The following is a 22,122-nucleotide window of genomic DNA, read 5'->3' as shown; positions in this document are numbered from 1 at the left end:
GAGACGGCTAGCTGCCTATCAGGAGTGATGAGAAATATCCTTAGTTGGTGAATAGCGAACCTCTTGCTCGCTCTCATTCATAAACGGCCAGTAGTTCGCTTTGCCGAACATGCGCACCATGACTGGAATGAACAGCGGCAGCATAATGAGCGCGTACATGAACAATCCGCACAATACGAGCGTCGCGATTTGCAGCAAAGACATAACGCCTGAAGGCAGCATTGCCGCAAAGGTACCGCCAAGAATAATGGCAGCCGACATAATGACGCCGCCCATGCTCTTCATCGCTTTCAAAATTGCCTGTGTCGGCGAAAGATCACGATATTCCCGGAAACGATCCATTAAGAAGATGCTATAATCGATGCCCAGCGCGACCAGCATAACAAAACCGAAGAACGGAACCGCCCAGCTGATGCCCGAATTGCCGAGCAAGCGAACGAAAATCACTTCTGTTATCGCCATTGACGTGTAGAAGGTCAACAGGAGCGATGCCATCAAATAAAGCGGCATAACGATGGAGCGGAACAAGATGATAAGAATAATCGTAATGCCGATCAGCATCAGCATCATCGTACGAGAGTAGTCCTCGTTCGAAATATTGTTCAAATCATGGTTGGAACTGGTCACTCCACCCACTGCATAATCGGCCTGCGCATAAGCTGTGCCTTGAAGCGCACGGCCAACTGCGGCTTTCAAATCTTCGATTTTCGCCATTGTCGCCATATCATACGGGTTGCCGCTGAAAATGACATCGAATTTAGCGCTCATCCGATCTTCGGACATATAAACATCAAGAGCCTGCTGGAATTCTGGTTTCTCAATCGCTTCCTCTGGAATAAACCAGCCCGTCATTTGTTTGTTTGGCGAGGAACCAAGCTCGCTCAAATAATTTTTCGCTGACCCAAGCCCGTCGCTAACCTGCGTGATGCCATCCACGCTTTGGTCAAGTCCATCCGTCAGCTCACTAAGCTGGCCGTTCAAATCGGCGAAGCCTGCTTGCAAATCGGATTGCCCGCTTGCCAACTGGTCAGCACCCTTCGTTATGTCAGGAACCTTCGTCACAATTTGGCCTTGACCGGCCGCGGCCTGCGCGATGCCCTGCTGAAGCTGGGAAATGCCTTGTGCCAGCTTCTCCAAACCTTTCGCAAGCTCGCCTTGGCCAGCTGAAGCTTGGGAAAGTCCCGCATTCGCCTGCTTCAGCCCATCAGTAATGCCGCCCAGCTGTCCATTAATTTGCGTCAACTGCTCACTGAGCACTGTCGCTGACTGCTCCATTTGGGAGGCTGCGCCTAATACCTGTGCATAGTCAGCATCGCCTGCCAGCTCAGGGTACTTCTCGCCTAAGCCGCTGATGCCTTTGTGAAGATCTGCGAGTCCGCCTGCCAACTGCTGCTGCCCAGCCGCAATGCCGCCGTAGGCTTGTGATAGCTGACCGACGCCCGCTTCCAGCTTTTCATAGTTAGTCAAAAGCTCTTTGCTGGCCGCTGCCAATTGATCGGCGCTCGTTTTCGCCTGCTTCAGCCCTTCGGCAAGCTCACCTGCTCCAGCGGAGCCATCATTCAGCCCTTGCTGAATGCGTTTCAAGCCATCTCCAAGCTGAACAATGCCGCTTTTCAAATCCTTCGTTCCCGCAGCGAGCTTGCCTGCGCCTTCCGCTGCTTCATTAAGTTTTGGCTCGTTTTCGCTCAGCTTGGTGCTGGCTTCAGAAAGGCCGCTGCTTATTTTCCCAAGGCCATCCTCGCCTTTATCGAGGCCATCCTTCAGTGTGCCCACTTGATCAGATACCATTAAATCGTCAAGCTCTTCGCCTGTTGGCCGGGTCGCACTGCGAACGAGCGCTACACCTTCAACCTTCGAAAGCTCACGGGTAATTTGCTCAATGGTCGCCAGTCCATCCGTTGTATCCATCGGTACAGCTGTTTTCACAACAACTGTCGAAGGCAGCGATTCACCAGGCCCGAAGCTTTCCGAAATGAGGTTAAAAGCTTTCACCGAATCGTATTTGTCGCCAATTTCATCAAGCGAATTAAAGGAAACATTGCCTTTGTACGCCACCAGAAAAGGAACGGTCAGCACCATTACGACAACCAGCGCCCAAAGCGGCTTGCGCAGCGAGAAGCTGCCAACAGCTCCCCAGAGCCCGCTTTCCTTATGCTCAAGCGAGCCTTTCGAAGGCCAGAACAGCTTGGCGCCAAGCACCGACATAAAAAACGGAACGATCGTAAACAAGGCAAGCAGCAAAATCGCGATGCCAATCGCTACCGCAACCGCCGAGCGATACAGCACGAAGGTCGAAAAACCGATAGAGGCAAAACCAACAAATACCGCAAGACCAGAAAACAATACCGTTTTGCCCGCCGTCTTATAGGTTGCCAAAATCGATTCCTGAATATCTCCGCCCCGATGCGCCAGCTCTTCCTTAAAGCGGCTGATCAGCAAAATGCAATAATCCGTACCGATCCCGAATAAGACAGCGACTAGGAAAATTTGCGTAAAGTTCGAAAGTGGAAAATCAAAATATTCCACAAGAAATGCGACGATGGATTGAGACAGCAAATAAGTAAAGCCCACCGTCAGCAAAGGCACAATCGGCGCCACGGCCGAACGGAACACCAGGAATAATATAATCAAAATAAAGCCAACGGTAATAAACTCCGTCTTCTTCAAGCCCTCTTGTGCGCTCGACGCGACATCGTCACCGATAATCCAGCCGCCCGTGTAGTAGTGCGTTACTGGAACATCCGTAACGGCGCTGTACAGTCCGTCTCGTATCCCGGCCAAATCACCACTGGAAATATCCACCTTCACAAGCACCAGCAGTGTCTTGCCATCCTCGGACAGCATTTGCTTTTTAAGTTCTTCGGTATCAAAATGTGTCGTAACCGAGGTGATATGATACTGTTCCTTCCCAGCCTTCAGCTTCTCCACGCCTTGCTTGGCCGCCGCCAAGTCCGCATCGGATAAGCCCTCTGGATCATGGAAGACAAGCACGGTCGAAGAGCCATTACCCGCTTCTTTGCCGCCAATCTCCTCGATCATTTTCTCAGCAATCGTGGAAGAGTACCCTTGCGGGACAGACACTTGCCCCTTTTCACGAACGAGCCCTTCCATATTCGGCGCGCTCACCATTAATCCGACCGTGACAAGCAGCCATACGAGCATGAGTACCCATCTTAGCTTTATTACCGTCTTCATTGCTCTGTTTCTCCTCCTTCTATCCCGTACGTGCCAGACATAACTTTAGCCAGCTTCTCATAGGTAGTAATAAACTGCAGTGCTTCCTGCTCATCAAAATGCTGAATATGCAGAGCCAGCATCTCTTGAATTTTTATTTCGGATTGATCCGTCAATTGCTCGCCCGCAGGCGAAAGCTTCAAATAAGTAACCCTTCTGTCCTTCGAGTCCTGCTGCCGTTCAATGAGCTGTTTATCGAATAAACGTGTCGTTAGTGCCGTAATGGAGCTTCGTCCTACGCAAAACGTATCCGCAAGCTCGGAAGAGTTCGTCTTTCCCTGCTTCCGCAAATAACGAAGCACCGAATATTGCTCGACCGTAAGCCCCTCCGGCATCGCTTCCCGGAACAAGCTGTTTATTTGACGATTGACGGCAAAATAGGTCGCCTCATACCGCGCAATAATGTCCAGCAACAGTTTTTGATCTACCATCCCGCTTCCTCCTTTCCATTTATGCTTTCTCTCTAAAATGTTCGATGATGAAATAGTTCACTGATAGAACTATATCAAAATCAGCCTTACAACGTCAAGCGGCTATTTTCAAAAGAGGTATAGGGACTCGTCGCGTTTAAAGCAAACAAAAAAAGCCGCGAGGCGGCCAAAAATGACCGTCTCGCAGCTTCTTCCATCTTACATTTATGTTTTTCCACACCTTATGCTTTCCTATACCGTCAGCTTAAGCAGTTTGATCAGCAGCTGCATCCGTCGACTCAACTGCTGTATCACGCTTCCCATGCTTGCCCTGACGTCCCGTGCCATCACCTTCCGGCTTTGTGAACTCGCCATTAACAAACTGGGTGACACGCTCCGTCAGCTTAGCGATTTTCGCATCATATTGCTCCTGCGTCAGCTTCCCATCTGTAAGTGCTTGATCCAGTCTGGCTTTTTCCTCGCTGACTTTTTGGTCAATCACCTTCTGCACATCGACGCCTTTTTCAGCCGCGATGTCAGCGAGCGATTTTCCAGCCTTTAGTTCAGTTTTCAGCTCATCGGCTGTCACGCCAAGAACAGTAGCCGTTTCCTCGCTTGCGTAGCCACCGCCTTTTCCAAATCCGCCTTTGCCGCCGCCACGTTGGCCGCCTTCACCGCCAAGGCCAGCTTGGCCTTTTGAATCCAATATTTTATCAGCAATTGCCGAGCTATCCCATTGCTTGTCTGCGTTTATCCCATCCAACGTTTTGTCTGGATTCTCACTTTGAAGCTTTTCTTTGCGCTCAGCAGCAGCCGCATCAATCCATTCCACCAGCTTGGCCTTCAGCGTCTCGCGGTCTACGCCCTGAGCGGAAGCGACCTCAGCAAGCGTTTGCGTTTTGAGCTGCGTGTCCAGCGTCGCTTCATCAAGCTTCAAATATTCAGCAAGCTGCGTTTTCCACTGTCCAAAGCCGAAAGATCCGCCCCTGTGCTTGCCTGCCTCACGCGTTGTTCCGCTTCCATCCGTGCTGCTTTGCGTGCTTGTATCCGTTGAAGCTGCATGGATAGCCGGTATGGCCAGCGCACCTCCGCCTACCACCAGCGATAATGCAATTGCGCTTGCGACGATCGTTTTCGTACCCTTCATGACTGTATTCCACCTTTCAGTTGAATTTGCCTTACATTTCCTATCATAGGCATAAATTCTTAGCACAGTTATAAGCCCAGCTGAATGTTACCTGAAAATCGTGAGGATTTATTCAGAAAGCAGCAAAAAAAGACGGAGCCTCATCAGCTCCGTCCTGCATCCTATACGATCATATTTCCCGTTCTTTCTGAAAATAAAGCTTTCAGCCCTACGCCGTTACAGGCACTCCCAGCTGCAATTGATACATCGCGAAGTATTTGCCGCTATGCTCCATCAGCTGATCATGGTTGCCCCGCTCAACGATCTCGCCATGATCCAGCACCAGAATTTGATCGGCCTGGCGAATCGTCGACAGGCGATGGGCAATAACGAACGTTGTGCGCCCTTTTTTGAGCACATCAAGCGCCTCCTGAATAATCGCTTCCGTCTCCGTATCGATGCTCGCGGTCGCTTCATCCAAAATCAGAATCGCCGGGTCATACGCGAGCGCCCGGGCAAAAGAAATCAGCTGGCGCTGGCCCGCGGACAGCGTGCTGCCCTTCTCGATAACCGGCGCATCGATGCCGCCGGGAAACTGCATGAACATATCGTAGGCGCCTACATCGCGCAGCGCCTGCTCTACCCGCTCCCGGCTAATTTCCGGGTTGCCTAGGCTGACGTTCGACGCGATCGTGCCAGTGAACAGGAACGGGTCCTGCAGCACGATGCCCATATGCTGGCGCAGCTGCTGCTTCGGAATATCCCTTACATCGCGCCCATCAATCAAGATGCTGCCTTGTTTTAAGTCATAGAACCGGAACAGCAGGTTGAGAATGGAGCTTTTGCCGGAGCCGGTGTGACCCACGAGCGCTACCGTCTCGCCCTGGCGAGCGACGAAGGAAATCTTTTTGAGCACATAATCTTCTTTTTTATAGGCGAAGGTGACGTCCTTGAACTGCACTTCGCCCTTGTAGCGCTCGATTTTGCCCGTGTCAACGTCAATGCCTTCTTCATCCATCAGCTTGAAGACACGTTCTGCCGATACGCGTGCCGTCTCCAGATTGGAAAGCTGGTTCACCACGCCAACAATCGGCTGGAACATCCGGTTCATGAGATCAATAAAAGCATACAGCGTACCGACGAGCAGCACTGTGCCGAACCAATTGCCCCAGAACATCCAAATGACAATAAGAAAGATAATGTTGCGGATGACCTGGACCATATTATGCGAGGTGATGGAATTTAAATGAAGCAGCTTGTTTTGATATTTAAAATAATGATCATTCAGCTCATCAAATTCCTCCATCGTCTCTTTCTGGCGACGGAAAGCTTGAATGATCGGCATCCCTTGAATGGCCTCATTGATCATGCCGTTAATTTCGCTCAGCTTTGCTCGAATAACCTTGTTGTAATGCGCCGCGAAACGACGATACACCTTGATCCACACGAGAAGCAGCGGTACAAGCGGCAGCGCGAACAGCGCCAAACGCCAATCGAGCAAGAACAATGCCACGTAGATCGCCGACATATAAATGATGGCAGAGAAAAAGTTCGCTAATACCGAAACATACAGCTCCCTAACCGCTTCGGTGTCATTCGTTATGCGCGAAACGACCTGCCCCGCAGCCAGTGTATCGTAATAGTTGACGGGCAGCCGCTGCGTATGCTCGAATACATCATTGCGCATGCGGCGGACGATGCTGTTCGCTGACGTTTGCAGCAGCAGCCTTTGGCCATAAGTCAAAAATCCGCCAATAAGCAGCAGCACGCAATAAAGGGCCGCTAGCTTTATAAGTTCTGGCGTTTCCGGCTTGTAGAAGGCGAACAGCTCTTTTGCGGACAATGCGGTTACAGGAATAGTAACCACTTCTCCTGTCGCTTTGCTCGTAAGAGTCATTTGCTCCCCATCTACCGTGCGCTTTCCATCCTCGAAGGGCAGCTGCCCTTCAAGCCAATAAAACGTTCTCCCCGACTGCAGTACTCTCACACTGTCACCCTTTGGCTCTCCAGCCGACAGACGATCCTCGCGTTTGTACCATTTTCCATTATGCTCAACCGCGAAGCTGTCCTGCTTCGCCGTCTCATACCATGTCTTCTCAATGCCAAGTATGTTCTGGTCGATCATGCGCTTGGCAATGAACGGTCCCGCGAGCTCTGCGGTTACCGCTAACAGCAGCAGCACAAGAGCTCCAATAATCGGCTTCTTATATAGCATGGCGTATTGAAACAATCGTTTACCTGTTAAGCCCATTGTCCCTAGCGCCCCCCATTTCCTTCACTTTTCGTACGTTGTTTATTAGGACTCAATAATCGACTCCAGCTGCTGGCGATCATATTGCTCCTTGTACCAGCCGCCCGCTTGCAGCAGCTCCTCATGCGTGCCTTCCTGCACGATGCGGCCCTCATCCAACACGATAATCCAGTCCGCATGCTGAATGGCAGATAGGCGATGCGTCGTAATGAGCGTCGTTTTGCCCGCACGCTCTGTGCGGATGCCCTCAATAATTTCCGCCTCCGTCTTGCCGTCTACAGCAGACAGCGCATCATCCAGCATTAAAATCTCCGGATCGGCGATGAGCGCACGCGCAATACTCACACGCTGCTTCTGTCCGCCTGAAAGGGCAACCCCCTTCTCACCGACCATCGTTTCCAAGCCATCAGGCAAAAACTGAATATCTTTGGCAAAGGAAGCGCGCTCCAGCGCACGCTGCAAATCCGCTTCGCTCGCCTCGCCCTTCTTCCCGAACCAAATATTATGGCGAATCGAACGGGAGAACAGCACGGGCTGCTGCGGCACATAGCCGATCCAGCCGAGCAGGCGCTGAATTTCCAGCTTGTCGATGGGCACATTCGAGACAGAAATATCTCCGTTTCCAATTGGATATTCGCGCAGCAGCTGTTTGAGCAACGTCGTCTTGCCGCTGCCTGTGCGGCCAACGATGCCTAACGTCTGGCCTTTGCGGATCGAGAACGAAACATTGACCAAATTATCGACCTTCGACGAAGGATAACGGAACGTCACCTTGCGGAATGAAATCGTCTCAGGCTCTTCCACTGCGACTAACTCTGCAGCATCCTTTACATCGGGTTTGTAGTTTAGTGATTCGTTAACCCGATCAAGCGAAGCATTGCCCCGCTGCATGACGTTGATCAATTCTCCGATCGCAAGCATCGGCCAGATGAGCATGCCCAAGTAAATATTGAACGAAACCAGCTCGCCCAGCGTAATTTCACTTTGGAACACCATGTAGCCGCCATAGCATAAACCGATCAAATAACTAAGACCGATGAGAATTTTCATCGTCGGCTCAAACAGCGCATCGATGCGGGCAACCTCAATATTTTTCTCATACACTTCGTCCGTCTTGCGGCTGAACTGCTGCTGGCTCGCTTCCTCCTGTACGAAGGCGCGAATGACGCGCACGCCGGACACCGCCTCCAGCACCTGGTCATTCAGCTCACCGAAGGAATCCTGCGCCTCCATGAAGCGGCGGTGGATTTTGCCGCCGAAATAGCTCATAGCCAGCGCCATAAGCGGCAGTGGCAGCAGCGCAGCCAGCGTCAGCTTGAAGCTGATCGTAGCGATCATCACAGCGAGAATCGTCACCATAAAGAAGGTCGAGTCAATCAGCGTCAATATGCCAAAGCCCGCTGTGTTCGACACGGCCTTCAAGTCGTTCGTTGCCCGAGCCATCAAATCGCCTGTACGATTGCGCTCAAAGAAGGTCGGCGACATTTTCATAAAATGCTTCATCAGTTGGGAACGCATAATGCGCTCCAGAAGGAAGGAGCCGCCGAACAATTGATAAAACCAAACATAGGACATGGCATAGCCTACAATTGTAATGGCAATCCAGCCGCCAATAATGAAATAAAACTCCTTGTCAGCAAGTGATCCTTGCGAAATGCCATCGATGGCATACCCCGTCATCCAAGGCGGAATAATATCCAGTACGCCAACCAAAATCAGCAGCACTCCCGCTATCGCGTAGCGCTTCCAATCCATTTTGAAAAACCATCCAAGCTTCTTAAGTACGATAAACATAGCGCTGCTTTGATACCTCCCCATATCCATCCAAACGTTTATTTTTCCCACAAAAAAAGGAAACGCATCGGTTACACGATACGCTTCCTTCGCATGCATCATCGACCTCTAGCGGGTCGAAGGCATTGAAAAAGGCGCACGGCTGCATCGAACGCAACCATACGCCTTTGATTTATGGGAAAGCTCCCTTATTCATCAAAGAGAATTAACGCACGGATGGATTACGCTCATTAAATTCATATTTACAAAATCAAATTTCTTGCCTAGATGTACTGTAAATTTACGCATGAGACATAATCCTCCTTTCCATTTGTTTAATCTTCTGCCACTTTACCATCGCTAGTAAATGCTGTCAATACCTTATCTTGAAAATAGTTATGCCCATTTTGCGGGTTTTCAAGGTTCATTTTACCTCAATAAACAATTATGTACAGCAAACCTCTAAATTTCGCATGAATAAGTGTCGAATTTGCAGGATAGCAGGAATGGTCTGTCGAAGCTATTCAGCTAGCCATCTAACGGAGGCACCATTTTGGAAAAGAGGCAGATATGTTCAGTCTATCTTCAGCACCCCGCCATGATTCATCAAGCTGGTATCGCATCATTCTCAATGTGTATTGGGTGTTATGTATACTAGCGCTTACCTGTCAATATACGATATTTGCTTTCCAAAACACTTCACCGGATGATACCTTTTTCTCTAACCGACTGTTTACTTATGACATTCTAGTTCAAAACATATTTGTGCTTGTCGTAATGGTATCCCTTGAAGTAATTATCCGCTATGCGAGCCGCTTTATCGAGAAAGCGCTCATTACCGGCGCTCATCTCATTACGATGAGCTTCTTATTTTTTTTAAACACCCAGCTGTTGACGGCACCCGCCTTGCTGCTGCTTCCAATGCTGATTACGATTTTATTTTTGCGGCCATATTATTTATTTGTTTCGCTGCTCGTCTCGATGCTTTACCTGTTTTATATTTATTTTTCTAATTATTATGATGAAGAATTTACTACACTCGATGCCTTCTTCTTTGCAGGCATTCTAATTGCAACAGCGATGGTAGGATTCGCAATTATTCATCGGGCGAGAGGCTTGCTTGTCACGCTCAACCGTACGCTTAAATCCGAGCAAGAGCTGCTGATCAAAAATATCGTGATGGATCGGATGTCGAAAATCGACCCGCTTACCGATCTTTATAACCATAAAACGTTTCACGAATATGTAGAAAAGCTCATTGAGTACCAAGAGGCTAACCCGTTCAACTTCCAGCTAGCGATTATAGATATCGACAACTTCAAGCATGTCAACGATACCTATGGGCATTGGGTTGGCGATATTACGTTGAAGCAGATGGCAGCGACGCTGCTGAAGCACTTGAAAACCGATGATTTTGCTGCCCGTTATGGCGGGGAGGAATTTATACTCATCCTCCATGAAGAAAGCCTGGAGAAGGCGCTTGCGCTCGTTGAGGAAATTCGCGTATCCATCTCTCAGACCAAAATCACCGAAATGGACAATCTTGCCGTCACCGTCAGTATCGGCCTGCACGAGCATCTCCCTGGTGAATCCAAGGAGGACAGCTTCCAGGAAGCGGATCAAGCCCTATACGAGTCCAAAAATAGCGGCAAAAATAAAACGACTATCCGATAACTTGCTCGGATAGTCGTTTTTGTGCGGGCCGATAGCTAGCGCACGCTGTAGTAGGTTTCAATGCTAGGACAGCAGCGGGCGTATCTAGCCGGTTTGCTCAAACAAAGGGCGCCCAATTGGGCGCCCTTGTTTGAATCCACCATTTATTCGGCTTACTCGCTTACTGGAATGCTGTTTTTCGCTCGATTTATATCATTGGAGTTGACGAGCTGTGGCAGCATCTTCTCCGATTCTTCCATAGGAGAATTACATTGCAGGCAAGTGGGCGACTGCTCGAATGAAAAGTTTGCACGCATCCAGCCATTGCAAACATCACTTGTACAAGCCCATATTTTCGTGCTCACCTCAGGGACTTCCTCTTGAAACTTTTTCCGACTATAGATCGTCAACGCCTCCTTTAATTGGACATGCTACTGCCATGATAATCCTGTTCCTGCTCCTAGCGTTTGATAATTCGCCCAATTCCATACATAGGAATTGGGCGCAATTTATTACCAGCCGCCCCGAGCCCAAGCAATAAATGTTGTACATCTGATCGGTACGCCTGAATAAGTCAAGCCAAGGCACCCTGTCCTTCATTCGCATAAAGGATGTATATGCAGCAGCAGGCGATTTTATTAAAATATAAGAAAGTACAAGTTTTCTCTTTATACTTAGCTTATATTTCACCGCGAAACGTTAGCATTACCGCCAGAGGACGGCAAAGCCGTTTACGCTTGGCCCCGCTTTACAGCTTGTAGCCGTAATTATGTGGAATATATTCAATCATCGCTTTCGCCTTGAACGCAAGCTTGCGTTCATCAGCTTGAAAGCTGACGGATTGTTCCTGTACGTAGAACCAAATTTTGACCGTTGGCTTATCCTCATGCTCTTGGAAAAGAAAGACGTTCAGCTCTTCCTTCCACGCAAGCAGGTTACCCAAATCAAGCTCCGGCGGCGTCGTGACCGTGAACGCCCACAAATCAGCAGCCTGCCCAATGTGATAATGAACGCCATGCTTGCTGGAATCTACAAAGGTTCTTCCTCCAACCGCATGCTTGATTAATAACGTTTCCTTCATCGCTTTCTCCTCCTCGCGTAGAAAAATCCGTCCTTAAGGCATATCAATAAGCATGACGAATGTATCTTCCTTCGCTTTAATCAGAATTTCCGGTTCAAATTCCGCACGAAGGCTGTCCTTCGCCATCATATCAAGGTTGTTGACGTCGGCAGCGCCCTCGATCAGCATCAGAAACACACGCCGACCCGCCTTTTGGCTGTAATACAAACGTTTCCCTGCCTCAACGCGGCCCAAATGAATCGACATGTCCTGATGAATCATCGCTGTGCCATTCGCCCCGTCCGGCGTGACAATCGGCAGAAAAGCATTGACCAGCTTCTCCTGATCGTACCGATGCACTTCATAGGAAGGCGTCAATCCACGCTCGCGCGGCATAAACCACAGCTGCAGAAAATGCCCCTCTTCAGTTTCTGAATCATTGTATTCTGCATGAACAATGCCGGAGCCCGCTGTCATCCGCTGGATTTCCCCGGCAGAGGTAACTTCCATATTACCCAAATTATCCTCATGCTTGAGGCGGCCTTTCAACACAATGGTCACAATTTCCATGTCGCTATGAGGATGCGCTCCGAAGCCGCGGCCCGGCGCAATCTCATCTTCGTTGCATACACGCATGACGCCGAACTGAGCGTTATCCGGATCATAATAATCACCGAATGAGAAGCTGCGTGAGCCCCTCAACCATCCAATATCAAAAAAGTTCCGCTCGTTCGCAGGATAACGCTTAATCATCGTGCAAGGCCTCCTTTATCCATTCCATTGTCCGCATGCCAAACCAAACCTTACACTTATTGTATCATAATAAAGTGCTTTATAGGATTTTCGGCTTATAAACTTCTGCTCGCCGCTTTCTTTGACCCGAAAAAATAAAAACAAACGCCCCGAGGGTTGAGGGCCCTCTGGAGCGTCTATTAGATGTGCAGGTTACGATTTTGCTGGCAGCTTCTTGCCTTTATGTTTCACTGGTGCCGGTTTTTCGGCTTCAACTTCCGAAGCGATTGGCAAGGTCGGCATTGGGTAAAGCCGCTTGGAAAGCATGGTCTGTAAAATCATAAATACGCCGCCAACAACCCAATACAAAGGTACAGCAGCAGGCGCGGTGAATGAGAAAATGCCCATCATGATCGGTGAAATGTAACCGAACAGCGCCATCTGTTTTTGCTGGGCAGGGTCCATGCCGATTTGAGACACGCGGAACTGCACATAATAGATAGCAGCGGCGAGAAACGGCAGGATGTGATCCGGTGTACCCAGCTGGAACCAGAGAAAGGAATGCTGCGCCAGCTCTGGCGTCATTTTGATTGCATAATACAGTCCTGACAAAATCGGCAGTTGAATGAGCATCGGCAGGCAGCCAATGGCTAGCGGATTAAACTTGTGCTCGCCATACAGCGCTAACGTTTCCTTTTGCATATTCGACTGCGCTTCAGGCGATTTGTCATTTTTGTATTTTTCCTTGATTTGGTTAAGCTGCGGCTGCATGACGCTCATCTTTTGCTTCATCACCTGCTGGCTCTTGGATTGACGAAGCATGAGCGGAAGCAGGGCCAGACGGATGAGCAAGGTGATTGCAATAATCGCCATTCCAAAACTGTCGTTAAAAAACTGCGCAATGTGTTGAATTAAATAAGAGATGGGGAAAACGACGTAATGGTTGAAAAATCCTGGTGTCGCTGAGTCAATCGTTCCATTCGGCGCACCACAGCCGCTAATGATGAGCAGCAGCCCGATAATAAGGATAAAGCGGTATTTTTTAAGCATTTCCATTGTATATTTAGATAACATATATATCCTCCTCGTTTGTTTGGATGTTGCTTCACAAACGAGGAGCTGCAATCTGTGGGATCACCATCAGGCGCTTCTTTTCTTTTTACTTTTCGTACAAGCCAGAGTGCAACGGTATGAGCCCGCTGAACAGTTGGCAAAATACGTTCAGGCGCTGGCGCATGGACCTTGTCCTTCGACCAGCGGGACGGCTCGCTTGCAGCATGAAAAGTGAAATACGCTGCATAAGCGAACGTGCAGATAATGCTTACAGAGAAAAAATACGGTATAATATCATGCAGCTCGAGCAGCTTCTTCACCTCCAGACTCAAATCGGTTACTCTTGTAGTATAAAGCAACCATTCCTGATATTCCCTCGTCTAAAGTCTAGGTACTACCTGCACCAGAGACTGTTATAGCGAGGAGCTCGCAGGCGATAAAATAGATCTAGTCATTATTATACTGGGAGGTAAGCTATTTTGTATATCACCTTGGTTCATCTTACGCTTGGTTGTTTATTCCTAGCGCTGCTGTTGTCTTGGATTGCCGGCAATAAGGCCTCCTCCCTGCTCTACAGCAAATCCGAGCAGCAGCTGCACCAGCGTGCCAAACACTTGATAATTTGGACAATTGTACTGTCCATCCCAGCAGCAGCGGCATTGGGCGGAGTCGTCACCATGGCCGTCAAGCTCCCTCCGGATTACGATCTGGGCATGCTCATCTGTGTACCGATCCTGACGCTATCGCTTGCGCTGCTGTGGGCCAGAAGCATTCCAAAGCTGCTCAGAATGCGCAAAAACACAGGACGGAAGTCCAGCGAGCCACTGCCTGTACGCATGCTATATCGCGCTTCAGAGCCCGCGTTCATTCTGCCTTACCAACTGCTGTCACTATGTATGCTAACGATCTTTTACCTGACCTTATCGGTCGCAGTATCACTGCATTCGATGCCTTTGACTCTTCCGCTCTCGATGCTTGGCTTCGCCGCCGCCATCCTCTGGATAATTCATGGCGAGCGCAGCAGCCGAGTGACCTTGCCGAAAGCAAAGCTCAATCGCCGTCCAAGCGAGCGAATGGTACGCAGACTGGCTATTGCCATTGCTATTGTGCTGCTTGCAGGAACTCCTTATTACAATGCGTTTGACAAAATCGATTTGCCGGAAGCGCTCATCATGACAAACAACGCTGACAACATGCACTCATTCGGTTTTTACATTGAACAATAACAGAGCCACAGCTGCCTTCCTTCTTGGGGCACTTTGGGACAAACCTGCGCATATGCATAAATGGCATCGCCCCAGTTAAAAATAACCCTCGCCTAATAAGGCGGGGGTTATTTTTTGCGAATGAAAAACCATTTAGCTGCTCTATTTATTAGCATGCGGCACTCTCCGGCGCAAAATCCCACAGCGGGGAATGGGTGAAACCTTCCTTAGCCCGTACAACATAAAACGGAGAAGCACCCTGCAATCCCGCACTAACACTGCGGAAGCGGTCAGATACCTCCATGACGATCTTCTGCTCGCCTGAGGCATGCTCGGCTCCTGCGGCAATCGCCGCCTCATAACCGAAGCTGCTGGCGAAGTGGATCGCACGTACCCGAATATCAGCTGCACAAAAGACTCGGAGCATATCTGCTGAGCGGTCCGTGCTGTTATCATTTACAAAAATCAGTTCGTAATTCTCGCCAATTGGCGGAATAATTCGTTTTAGCCGCTTGTAGGTGTCGTAAAGCATTTGCTCATCATTATACACAGGAATAACTACGGAATAAGTGACTGGCTCACGCATAACAGGTCCCCTCCCGGCTTCGAATGCTGCCTTAACAGCTTGTACTTCTACTATACATGATTTTTCTTAAGATTCCCTTAATTCTAACTGATCATTTTTCATAAATTTATGATGAATTTTGTCAGTTTGTTCCTTATTCCCCCAAAGCAAACCATGTTTCCACCGGCTTGAAATACAAATGACCATCGGGCCATGGCTGAAAATGCAAATCCATGCGCGATTCACTCCAGTCTGTAGGCGTTCCGCTCGTCATTAGCTTGCGCGGCAATATCGGCTCCTCAACAACGGTCGGAAACTCCTGATAGCCGAACAGCAAATTTTCGTGCATCGCGATGATTTCATATTTGGGACCATGAAACGCGTGCTCCTCTTGCAGCTGGTAGTGGTAATAAATGTAGCTCGCCGCCATCTCGGGCTTCAAATGGGCCACGCGCCCGACGCGCCGCTCCACCGCTGCCTTACGCCGCCAATGCTCCGGACTTGCTGGCGCATTGAAATGAAAAACATCAATCATCGGAATCCATAAACGCTTCTCGGCCTGTCCGGGCCATGGCTCCAAATAACTGGACAAATCGCGCATGAGCTCCTCGGGCGCTGGTGGTTCATCCATCATGCTTTCTACGTATAAAAAAAGATTCCGCTCCCATTTAAACAAGGCCGCTGTCATGAATTTGCCTTCCTCAATCCAAGGAAGCAGTTTCTCTCTTAAGCGCTCTACAGAAGCGAGCGCTTTCATTTCTTCATCTGCAAGCAGCTGAGCCCGCGCTATCATTCTTTGCATCGTCGTCCCCCGCAATCTTATGCTATAGTAAAATGTGCCAAGCGTAAACGGCGTTGCTCTCGTTTAGAGGCAGCATCCGTTCCGCGGTGAAATAGAAGCTTATTTATCAAAAACTTATAAATTCTGTTATTTCTACACGGTCGCCTGTTAGCGGCGGCCAAGCATGCTTATGCCCAACGGCGCCAATTAAACGTTGAACGGAGTGACTCAGCTTATGAAGTATAAACGTCTCGGCAATAGTGGACTGAAAGTATCCTCTCTCGGCCTTGGAACCAATTCCTTCGGCTCGCGGGCGGATAAGCAAAGCTCTATCTCTATTATACATGCTGCGCTTGGCAGCGGAATAAACTTTCTTGATACTGCCAATATTTACTCGGGCACCGCGTCGGAGACCATCATCGGCGAAGCGCTTAAAGGACGTAGGCATGAGGCTGTAGTCGCTACCAAAGCCGGTCTACCGCGCGGCAAAGGCGCGAACGAGCGCGGCTCTTCCCGCTATCATTTACAGCTTGAGCTGGAGCAAAGCTTGCAGAGGCTGCAAACGGATTATGTGGATTTATATCAAATCCACACCTTTGATCCGGAGACGCCGCTGGAAGAAACGCTGCGGGCGCTCGATGATATGGTGCGCGCCGGCAAAGTCCGCTACATCGGCGCATCGAACTATGCAGCCTGGGAGCTGATGAAGGCGCTCGGCATCAGCGACCGCCTTGGCCTGAATCGCTATGTGTCGATTCAGACCAGCTATTCGCTCGCCGACCGGACCCCGGAGCGCGACATTACCCCGCTATGCCTCGACCAAGGCGTCGGCATTATCCCTTATTTTCCGCTGGCAGGCGGTCTGCTGACCGGAAAATACAGCGAGCAGCAGAGCGCACCGCAAGGGTCGCGGCTGGACAAAAACCCGGAATTCGCCCGCTTCTTCACGGGCGAGGGCTTCACGCTCAGCCGCCAGGTGGGCGAGCTTGCGGCTGAGGCTGGCTGCACGCCAGCTGTGCTTGCCCTGCACTGGCTCATGCAGCGGCCAGCCGTGGCGAGCGTCATCGTCGGCGCGACGAGCGCAGCGCAACTGGAGGCCAATCTGGCCTCAGCCAGCCTTCAGCCTGAGCCGGCCGTCATGGAGCGGCTGGATGAAATCAGCCTGCGATTTAAGCATGGCGAGCCATTCGCGCTTTACAGGCTGAGTTAGCCGATAAGCTTGGAGGAACGGAACACGCCATAGAGTGCGTCTGAGGCAGCGCAGCCAGTTATGGGCCGAATGACAGGAGCTATTTTTCATAAGAAGATGTAGCTCTGTCTGTAGCTCTATCGCTACTGTATCGGGAAAACCCTAAGTCGGCTGCTGCGGCATGCCTTCACGGGTGCGCACCATTTCAATAAACAGCTCCGCCGCTTTCGTATGAAAGGTATCGCGCAGCGTAATAATCGAAAAATCACGTTCGACAGGCTGCCCAGCGATGGTCAGCCTGTTCAGCGTTCCGAGCGAAATTTCTTTGCGTACTGCCCACTCTGACAGCAAGGAAATGCCGAGACCCGCCTCAACGGACTCCTTAATAATTTGCGTACTGCCAAACGCCATGCGATTCAGCGGCCGAATACCGTATTGCTCAAACATTTTTTCCGTTGCCGTCCGCGTTCCCGAGCCTTCCTCTCGCACAATCCAATGCTCGCCTAGCAGCTCTTCAGCCTCTATGTCCTGCCGCTTCGCATACGGATGCCCGGCACCAACAACGACATACATTAAATCTTTGGCAAAAGGCTCGCATTTCAGCTTGTCCTGCTCTGGCAGCGCGCCCTCTACGATTCCAATATCCAGCTGGCGGGCTGCAACGAGCGCCGCAATGTCCTTCGTGTTGCCGATTGTGATCGTTGGCGTAATAAGCGGGTAGCGCGCCCGTAAACAGGCAATCGTATGCGGCAGCACATATTCGCCAAAGGTGAAGCTTGCGCCAATCGATAGCGTGCCGCTTGCGGTATGAAGCAGGTCGTCGAGCAGGCGTTGCATTTTGGTGTGCAATCCGCTCATTTCCTTCGCATGGCGGTACACGATGTCACCCGCTTTATTCAACCGGACATACTTGCTGCTGCGATCCAGCAGCTTGGTGCCCAAAGCCGCCTCCAGCGACTGAATATGCTGACTGACTGCCGGCTGCGTCATATGCAGCGCTTCCGCAGCGCGCGTGAAGCTTTGTTCCTCGGCAACAGCTATAAAAACGAGCAGGGATTGATCCATCGTTTAAATGCGCTCCTCTCATTACTTGATGCCTATCGACGAAAATGTCATAAGTATTTGGTTATGATTATAATCATAACCATTTATTTTTCTTATCGTAAGCCATCCCTTATGCTTAATTAATAAATCAGGCAGGAAGCGCGCCGCCATTACTGAAGGCAGCAGAGGGCTTTCCGCTCACAGAATGAGGTGACAGCTATGAAAGCAGAAATAAACCCGATGATGATTAGGCGCCCCACCTCCGAAGAGACGAAGCCGCAGGGATGGTTAAGCCGGCATGCCCAGGGACATGTTGCGGCTTGGCTGGGCGGGGTTGCGCTGACAGCCGCTTTTGCCTCCGCTGCTTATGCACTCGCAATGCTTCCTGGCTTCAGCCGCGTAGGGCCTATGGCGATTGCCTTAATTGCCGCTGTGCTTTTTCGCCAATTCGCTGGATATCCAGCTTTTCTCCGCCCTGGCATTCAATTTTCCTCCAAGCAGCTGCTGCGGCTTGCGATTATATTGTTCGGACTCAAGCTGAATAAGATGGTTTTGCTGGAGCAAGGGGCCGGCTTGCTGCTGCAAGCCGCCGCAACCATCCTCTTCTCCGCCCTCTTCACCCTGCTGCTCGCCCGCAAGCTCAAAGCCGATATGCCGCTGTCGCTATTGCTGTGCATCGGCACAGGCATATGCGGCGCAGCAGCCATTGCTGCTGTATCGCCGATTCTCAAAGCTCGCGGCGAGGATACCGCCGCAAGCGTCGGACTCGTTGCGCTGGTCGGTACGATTGCCGCGCTCGCTTACACCGCCCTCCTGCCGCTGCTGCCGCTAACTGCGGCGCAATATGGCATTTGGACAGGCATCAGCCTGCATGAAATTGCCCATGTGGCGCTTGCCGCCGAGCCTGCCGGACAAGATGCTGTCGCCCTTGCGCTGCTAGCGAAGCTGAGCCGCGTATTCTTGCTCGTACCCGTCAGCTTCATACTGATGGCGATCATGAACCGTCGCCGCCACCGCGAGATGGCGGCGAATGCTCAGGAGATGAAGGCTAGGCCTGAATTTCCATGGTTTTTGCTCGGCTTCATCGCCCTCAGCTTGTTCGGGAGCATGACTGCTGGAACTACGCTTGCGCCGTCCGCTGACGCCTTAAGCAACATTTCCACGCTTACTACCATCCTGTTGACGATGGCAATGGTCGGGCTGGGTCTGAACGTTAACTTGAGAGAGCTGCGCTCCCGCGCGCTTCGCCCGCTACTCGCCATGACAATAACGTCGGTTCTGCTGTCATTATTATCTTTGCTATTCATTATGTGGCGCTAGGGTGTGTACGCAAACCAGAGTCGGCCTGCTGCGCCTTGCTTTGCGCTTTTTCGGGGGCCAATCTCATCTGACGCTTCAAGGCTTGGGAATCACAGCCTGCGATTGTTGCTGAGACCTCGTTGCTTGGGACGCTCCCTCCTTGTTTGGAGGACTGAGGTTCCGCTATTCTGGCTTTTGATCCGATTTCAGGGCGTAAGCGGACAGGAAATCCGTTATCGCCCTCATCCTCCCGTCAAAATGGCCATTTGCAGCGCATTAGCGGCTCCTGAGTCCGCAGCCTGCGCCTTAACCCGTGATGCTGTTGAAATAGCGGCTGCTCTGTCCACCAAGTCGATCTTTGTATAGGGAGTAAACCACTGAAACGAAGAACATGAGGCTGCCTTTCGTTAAGTATGTTCACATTCATGAGGTGTGATATTCCAGATAGTAGAGGGAATACGTTTGACGCTGTCTTCTTTCAGGATCTGGCTCGCTTACGTTTGCATACACGCGCTAGAGTTGAACAAAAAATCCTCACTCCTTCTATACATAAGGGGTGAGGATTTTTTCGGCTATCCTTTTTTTTCGGCTTCGAAGAGGCTTTAACCTGATCAGCTCTAGCGTATTTAGTTTTGCAGCGCCTTGCGCACGCTCAAAATATATTTCGACTGATCCAATGGATTGACACCGCGCCGCTGGCGCTCGGCTTTCACATCAGGCGGACAAGGCTCGTAGCCAGCGAAAAAGGTGGCGATTGTTCCGCGTCCTTTCGTCAGCGAGCTGAGCTCCACCGCGTATTCCAGCGAGGTCGCTGCGGGGATGCGCCCTTCAATAATCATTCTGTCGCCATGCAGCACAGGCGCTCCGAATGTGCCGCGCATCAGCGACAGGTCGTTCATCACCCGGCCTCCCGCTTCCTCGGGCACGACGATACGGAACTGGAGAATCGGCTCCAGCAGTCGGGTGCCCACAGACGCGAGCCCATTCATAATACCCATTGGCGTCGCCACCGCAAAATCCAGCGGATGCGTATGCCACACATGATGCTGCCCTTCAATGAGCGTCACTTTAAGGTCAACGACCTCCCAGCCGTACAGCCCTTGCTCCAGCGCCTCCGGCACGCGCCGCGCCACCTCGCTCTGGTATTGCGGCAATAAATCCTCGGATCTCACCACCGAGGCATATTGCAGCCCGCTTCCCCGCTCGCCCGGCTCCATGCGAAACCGTAATACCGCCCAGCAAGGCTTGGGCATTAAATAGGAAATATATCCTTCGCCGGCTTCCTCAAGCGTCTCCTTATAAATAACCGACGGCTGTCCGAAGCGCACCGACAGCCCATATCGCTGCTCAATAACGCTCGTCAATATTTCCAGCTGTATCGGGCCCATTACCTTCACATGCAGCTCCCGTTCATCCTGCAGCCACTGCACATTCAGCAGCGGGTCCTCATCGGACAGCTCCGTAAGCGCCTGTACCATTGCCGGATAATGCTGGGCGTCGCCCCAATGGGCTTGAACGGTCAGCAGCGGCACAGCGAGCCTTGCCTCCTCGGGAACGGCATCCGGGCTGCCTATAATATCGCCGATCCGTACATGAGACATACCGCATACGGCTGCAATGCCCCCAGCCGCAAGCTCTCCGGCATCCTCGGAGCGGAAGCCGTCCATTTTGCGAATTTGCGTCACCTTCTCATCCATTTGCTGTGTGAAATTGCGAACCACATCACGATTGCGGATTTTCCCTTGATACAGCCGGATGTAAGCCATCCTGCCCATCACCTTGTCACGCTCAATCTTAAACACAATACCCGAAGGCGGCGCCTCCGCCTCGCCGCCCGGCGCGGGTAAATATTCGACCATGGCGCCCAGCAGCGCTTGCACGCCAATGCCTTTGCTCGATGCGCCATACAGCACCGGATACACCTCCGCGCGGCGCGCCTTCGCGGCGGCTTCCGCCCGCCACTCCGCCAGCGGCACTTCCTCGCCGCTGACATACCGCTCTAGCAGGCGCTCGTCCTGCTCCGCCATCGCCTCAAGCAGCGCCGTGCGCGCATCGGCATCCGCGTCCTCCGCCCACAAATCCTCCGATCCAGCGAACTGCTGCTCGCTGCCAAGCGGACGCTGCACCGCGAGCAAATCCGCCGTCAAATAGCTGCGGATATCGGCAAGCACCGCTTCGTAATCGGCGCCGACGCGGTCCATTTTATTGATATAAATCAGCGTTGGGATACGCAGCTTCCGCAGGGCATTCCAAATCAGCTCCGTCTGCGCCTGCACGCCCTCCACTGCGGACACGATCAGGACAGCGCCATCCATCACCCGCAGCGCGCGCTCCACCTCCGAGAGAAAATCGACATGCCCTGGCGTATCGACCAGCTGCACATGCGTACCCTGCCACTCCAATGCGGTCATTGCCGCCCGTACCGAAATGCCCCTTGCCCGCTCAACCTCCATGGAATCCGTTATCGTCGTTCCTGTATCGACACTGCCGAGCGTTCGCGTACGCCCGCTGACATAAAGCATATGCTCGGTCGTCGTCGTTTTGCCTGCATCGACATGTGCGAAAATCCCGACATTGCGCCAATTCGCGCGGCTGTTCCCCATCCTTCTGCTCCCCTGCCGCCTCAATAATCGCCGTACCGCATGGCGGCTTTATTTTGCTTTTAGCGTACCGCGATAGCGGTTTCACGTCAAATGCCGCGATGCCCCTCCATGCGCCGCTCACCCACCAAAATAAGTAAAAATAAT

The 22,122-nt window shown here is 51.3% G+C and carries 17 protein-coding genes; 4 read left to right on the top strand and 13 right to left on the bottom strand.

Annotated elements, in window-relative coordinates; genetic code table 11:
- Positions 1–18: 18 nt before the first annotated feature.
- From WH37_RS14040 to WH37_RS14020, 5 genes are all read right to left on the bottom strand, one after another.
- Positions 19–3,195: an MMPL family transporter gene (locus tag WH37_RS14040; protein WP_046231225.1), complete on the bottom strand. Its 3,177-nt coding sequence runs from the start codon at positions 3,193–3,195 to the stop codon at positions 19–21.
- Positions 3,192–3,665 carry a MarR family winged helix-turn-helix transcriptional regulator gene (locus tag WH37_RS14035; protein ID WP_046231224.1) on the bottom strand — a complete coding sequence of 158 codons (474 nt, stop codon included), beginning with the start codon at positions 3,663–3,665 and terminating at the stop codon, positions 3,192–3,194. Before WH37_RS14035 ends, WH37_RS14040 begins: the two co-directional genes overlap by 4 nt.
- Before the next feature lie 244 nt (positions 3,666–3,909).
- Positions 3,910–4,791, bottom strand: a complete 882-nt coding sequence (locus WH37_RS33590; RefSeq protein ID WP_052736977.1) for a hypothetical protein — start codon at positions 4,789–4,791, stop codon at positions 3,910–3,912.
- Positions 4,792–4,999: 208 nt separating this feature from the next.
- Positions 5,000–7,021: an ABC transporter ATP-binding protein gene (locus WH37_RS14025; RefSeq protein WP_046231223.1), complete on the bottom strand. Its 2,022-nt coding sequence runs from the start codon at positions 7,019–7,021 to the stop codon at positions 5,000–5,002.
- Between the two features lie 45 nt (positions 7,022–7,066).
- Entirely contained in the window at positions 7,067–8,815 is a 1,749-nt protein-coding gene (locus WH37_RS14020; protein WP_046231391.1) for an ABC transporter ATP-binding protein, read from the bottom strand.
- A 549-nt stretch (positions 8,816–9,364) separates the two neighbouring features.
- On the opposite strand from WH37_RS14020, the gene WH37_RS33585 reads away from it, so the two are divergent.
- Positions 9,365–10,468 carry a GGDEF domain-containing protein gene (locus WH37_RS33585; protein ID WP_052736976.1) on the top strand — a complete coding sequence of 368 codons (1,104 nt, stop codon included), beginning with the start codon at positions 9,365–9,367 and terminating at the stop codon, positions 10,466–10,468.
- A 152-nt stretch (positions 10,469–10,620) separates the two neighbouring features.
- Here the strand turns inward: WH37_RS33585 and WH37_RS14010 are convergent, their stop codons facing one another.
- The 4 genes from WH37_RS14010 to yidC form a co-directional block, all read right to left on the bottom strand.
- A complete protein-coding gene (locus tag WH37_RS14010) occupies positions 10,621–10,857 on the bottom strand; it encodes a cold-shock protein (protein ID WP_331458050.1) in 237 nt (78 codons plus the stop codon).
- 338 nt (positions 10,858–11,195) lie between these two features.
- Entirely contained in the window at positions 11,196–11,528 is a 333-nt protein-coding gene (locus WH37_RS14005) for a hypothetical protein (protein WP_046231222.1), read from the bottom strand.
- A 33-nt stretch (positions 11,529–11,561) separates the two neighbouring features.
- Complete coding sequence (locus WH37_RS14000; protein ID WP_046231221.1) at positions 11,562–12,260, bottom strand: pirin family protein; 699 nt, start codon at positions 12,258–12,260, stop codon at positions 11,562–11,564.
- 192 nt (positions 12,261–12,452) lie between these two features.
- The gene (gene yidC, locus WH37_RS13995; protein WP_046231220.1) at positions 12,453–13,313 is read right to left on the bottom strand and encodes a membrane protein insertase YidC; all 861 of its coding nucleotides are present in this window, start codon (positions 13,311–13,313) and stop codon (positions 12,453–12,455) included.
- 458 nt (positions 13,314–13,771) lie between these two features.
- Here yidC and WH37_RS13990 point away from each other — a divergent pair, with 458 nt between their 5' ends.
- Positions 13,772–14,518, top strand: coding sequence for a hypothetical protein (locus WH37_RS13990; protein ID WP_046231219.1), 747 nt, complete (start codon positions 13,772–13,774; stop codon positions 14,516–14,518).
- Between the two features lie 148 nt (positions 14,519–14,666).
- Here WH37_RS13990 and WH37_RS13985 read toward each other — a convergent pair whose 3' ends face one another.
- Positions 14,667–15,083 (bottom strand): glycosyltransferase, encoded by a 417-nt coding sequence (locus tag WH37_RS13985; protein ID WP_046231218.1) that lies wholly within the window; start codon positions 15,081–15,083, stop codon positions 14,667–14,669.
- A gap of 133 nt (positions 15,084–15,216) precedes the next feature.
- Positions 15,217–15,864: a hypothetical protein gene (locus tag WH37_RS13980; RefSeq protein WP_046231217.1), complete on the bottom strand. Its 648-nt coding sequence runs from the start codon at positions 15,862–15,864 to the stop codon at positions 15,217–15,219.
- Positions 15,865–16,078: 214 nt separating this feature from the next.
- Between WH37_RS13980 and WH37_RS13975 the strand changes: the two genes are divergently transcribed.
- Positions 16,079–17,053: an aldo/keto reductase gene (locus WH37_RS13975; protein ID WP_046231216.1), complete on the top strand. Its 975-nt coding sequence runs from the start codon at positions 16,079–16,081 to the stop codon at positions 17,051–17,053.
- A 141-nt stretch (positions 17,054–17,194) separates the two neighbouring features.
- On the opposite strand, the gene WH37_RS13970 is transcribed toward WH37_RS13975, so the two are convergent.
- Entirely contained in the window at positions 17,195–18,097 is a 903-nt protein-coding gene (locus WH37_RS13970; protein ID WP_046231215.1) for a LysR family transcriptional regulator, read from the bottom strand.
- Positions 18,098–18,295: 198 nt separating this feature from the next.
- On the opposite strand from WH37_RS13970, the gene WH37_RS13965 reads away from it, so the two are divergent.
- Positions 18,296–19,396, top strand: a complete 1,101-nt coding sequence (locus tag WH37_RS13965) for a YeiH family protein (RefSeq protein ID WP_052736975.1) — start codon at positions 18,296–18,298, stop codon at positions 19,394–19,396.
- 605 nt (positions 19,397–20,001) lie between these two features.
- On the opposite strand, the gene WH37_RS13960 is transcribed toward WH37_RS13965, so the two are convergent.
- Complete coding sequence (locus tag WH37_RS13960; protein WP_046231214.1) at positions 20,002–21,978, bottom strand: GTP-binding protein; 1,977 nt, start codon at positions 21,976–21,978, stop codon at positions 20,002–20,004.
- Between the last annotated feature and the right edge of the window lie 144 nt (positions 21,979–22,122).

This window comes from Paenibacillus algorifonticola (assembly GCF_000971975.1).
GTDB classification, from domain to species: domain Bacteria; phylum Bacillota; class Bacilli; order Paenibacillales; family Paenibacillaceae; genus Pristimantibacillus; species Pristimantibacillus algorifonticola.
Note: the sequence above shows the minus strand (reverse complement) of the source record. Positions and strands in the feature narration are given on the sequence as shown.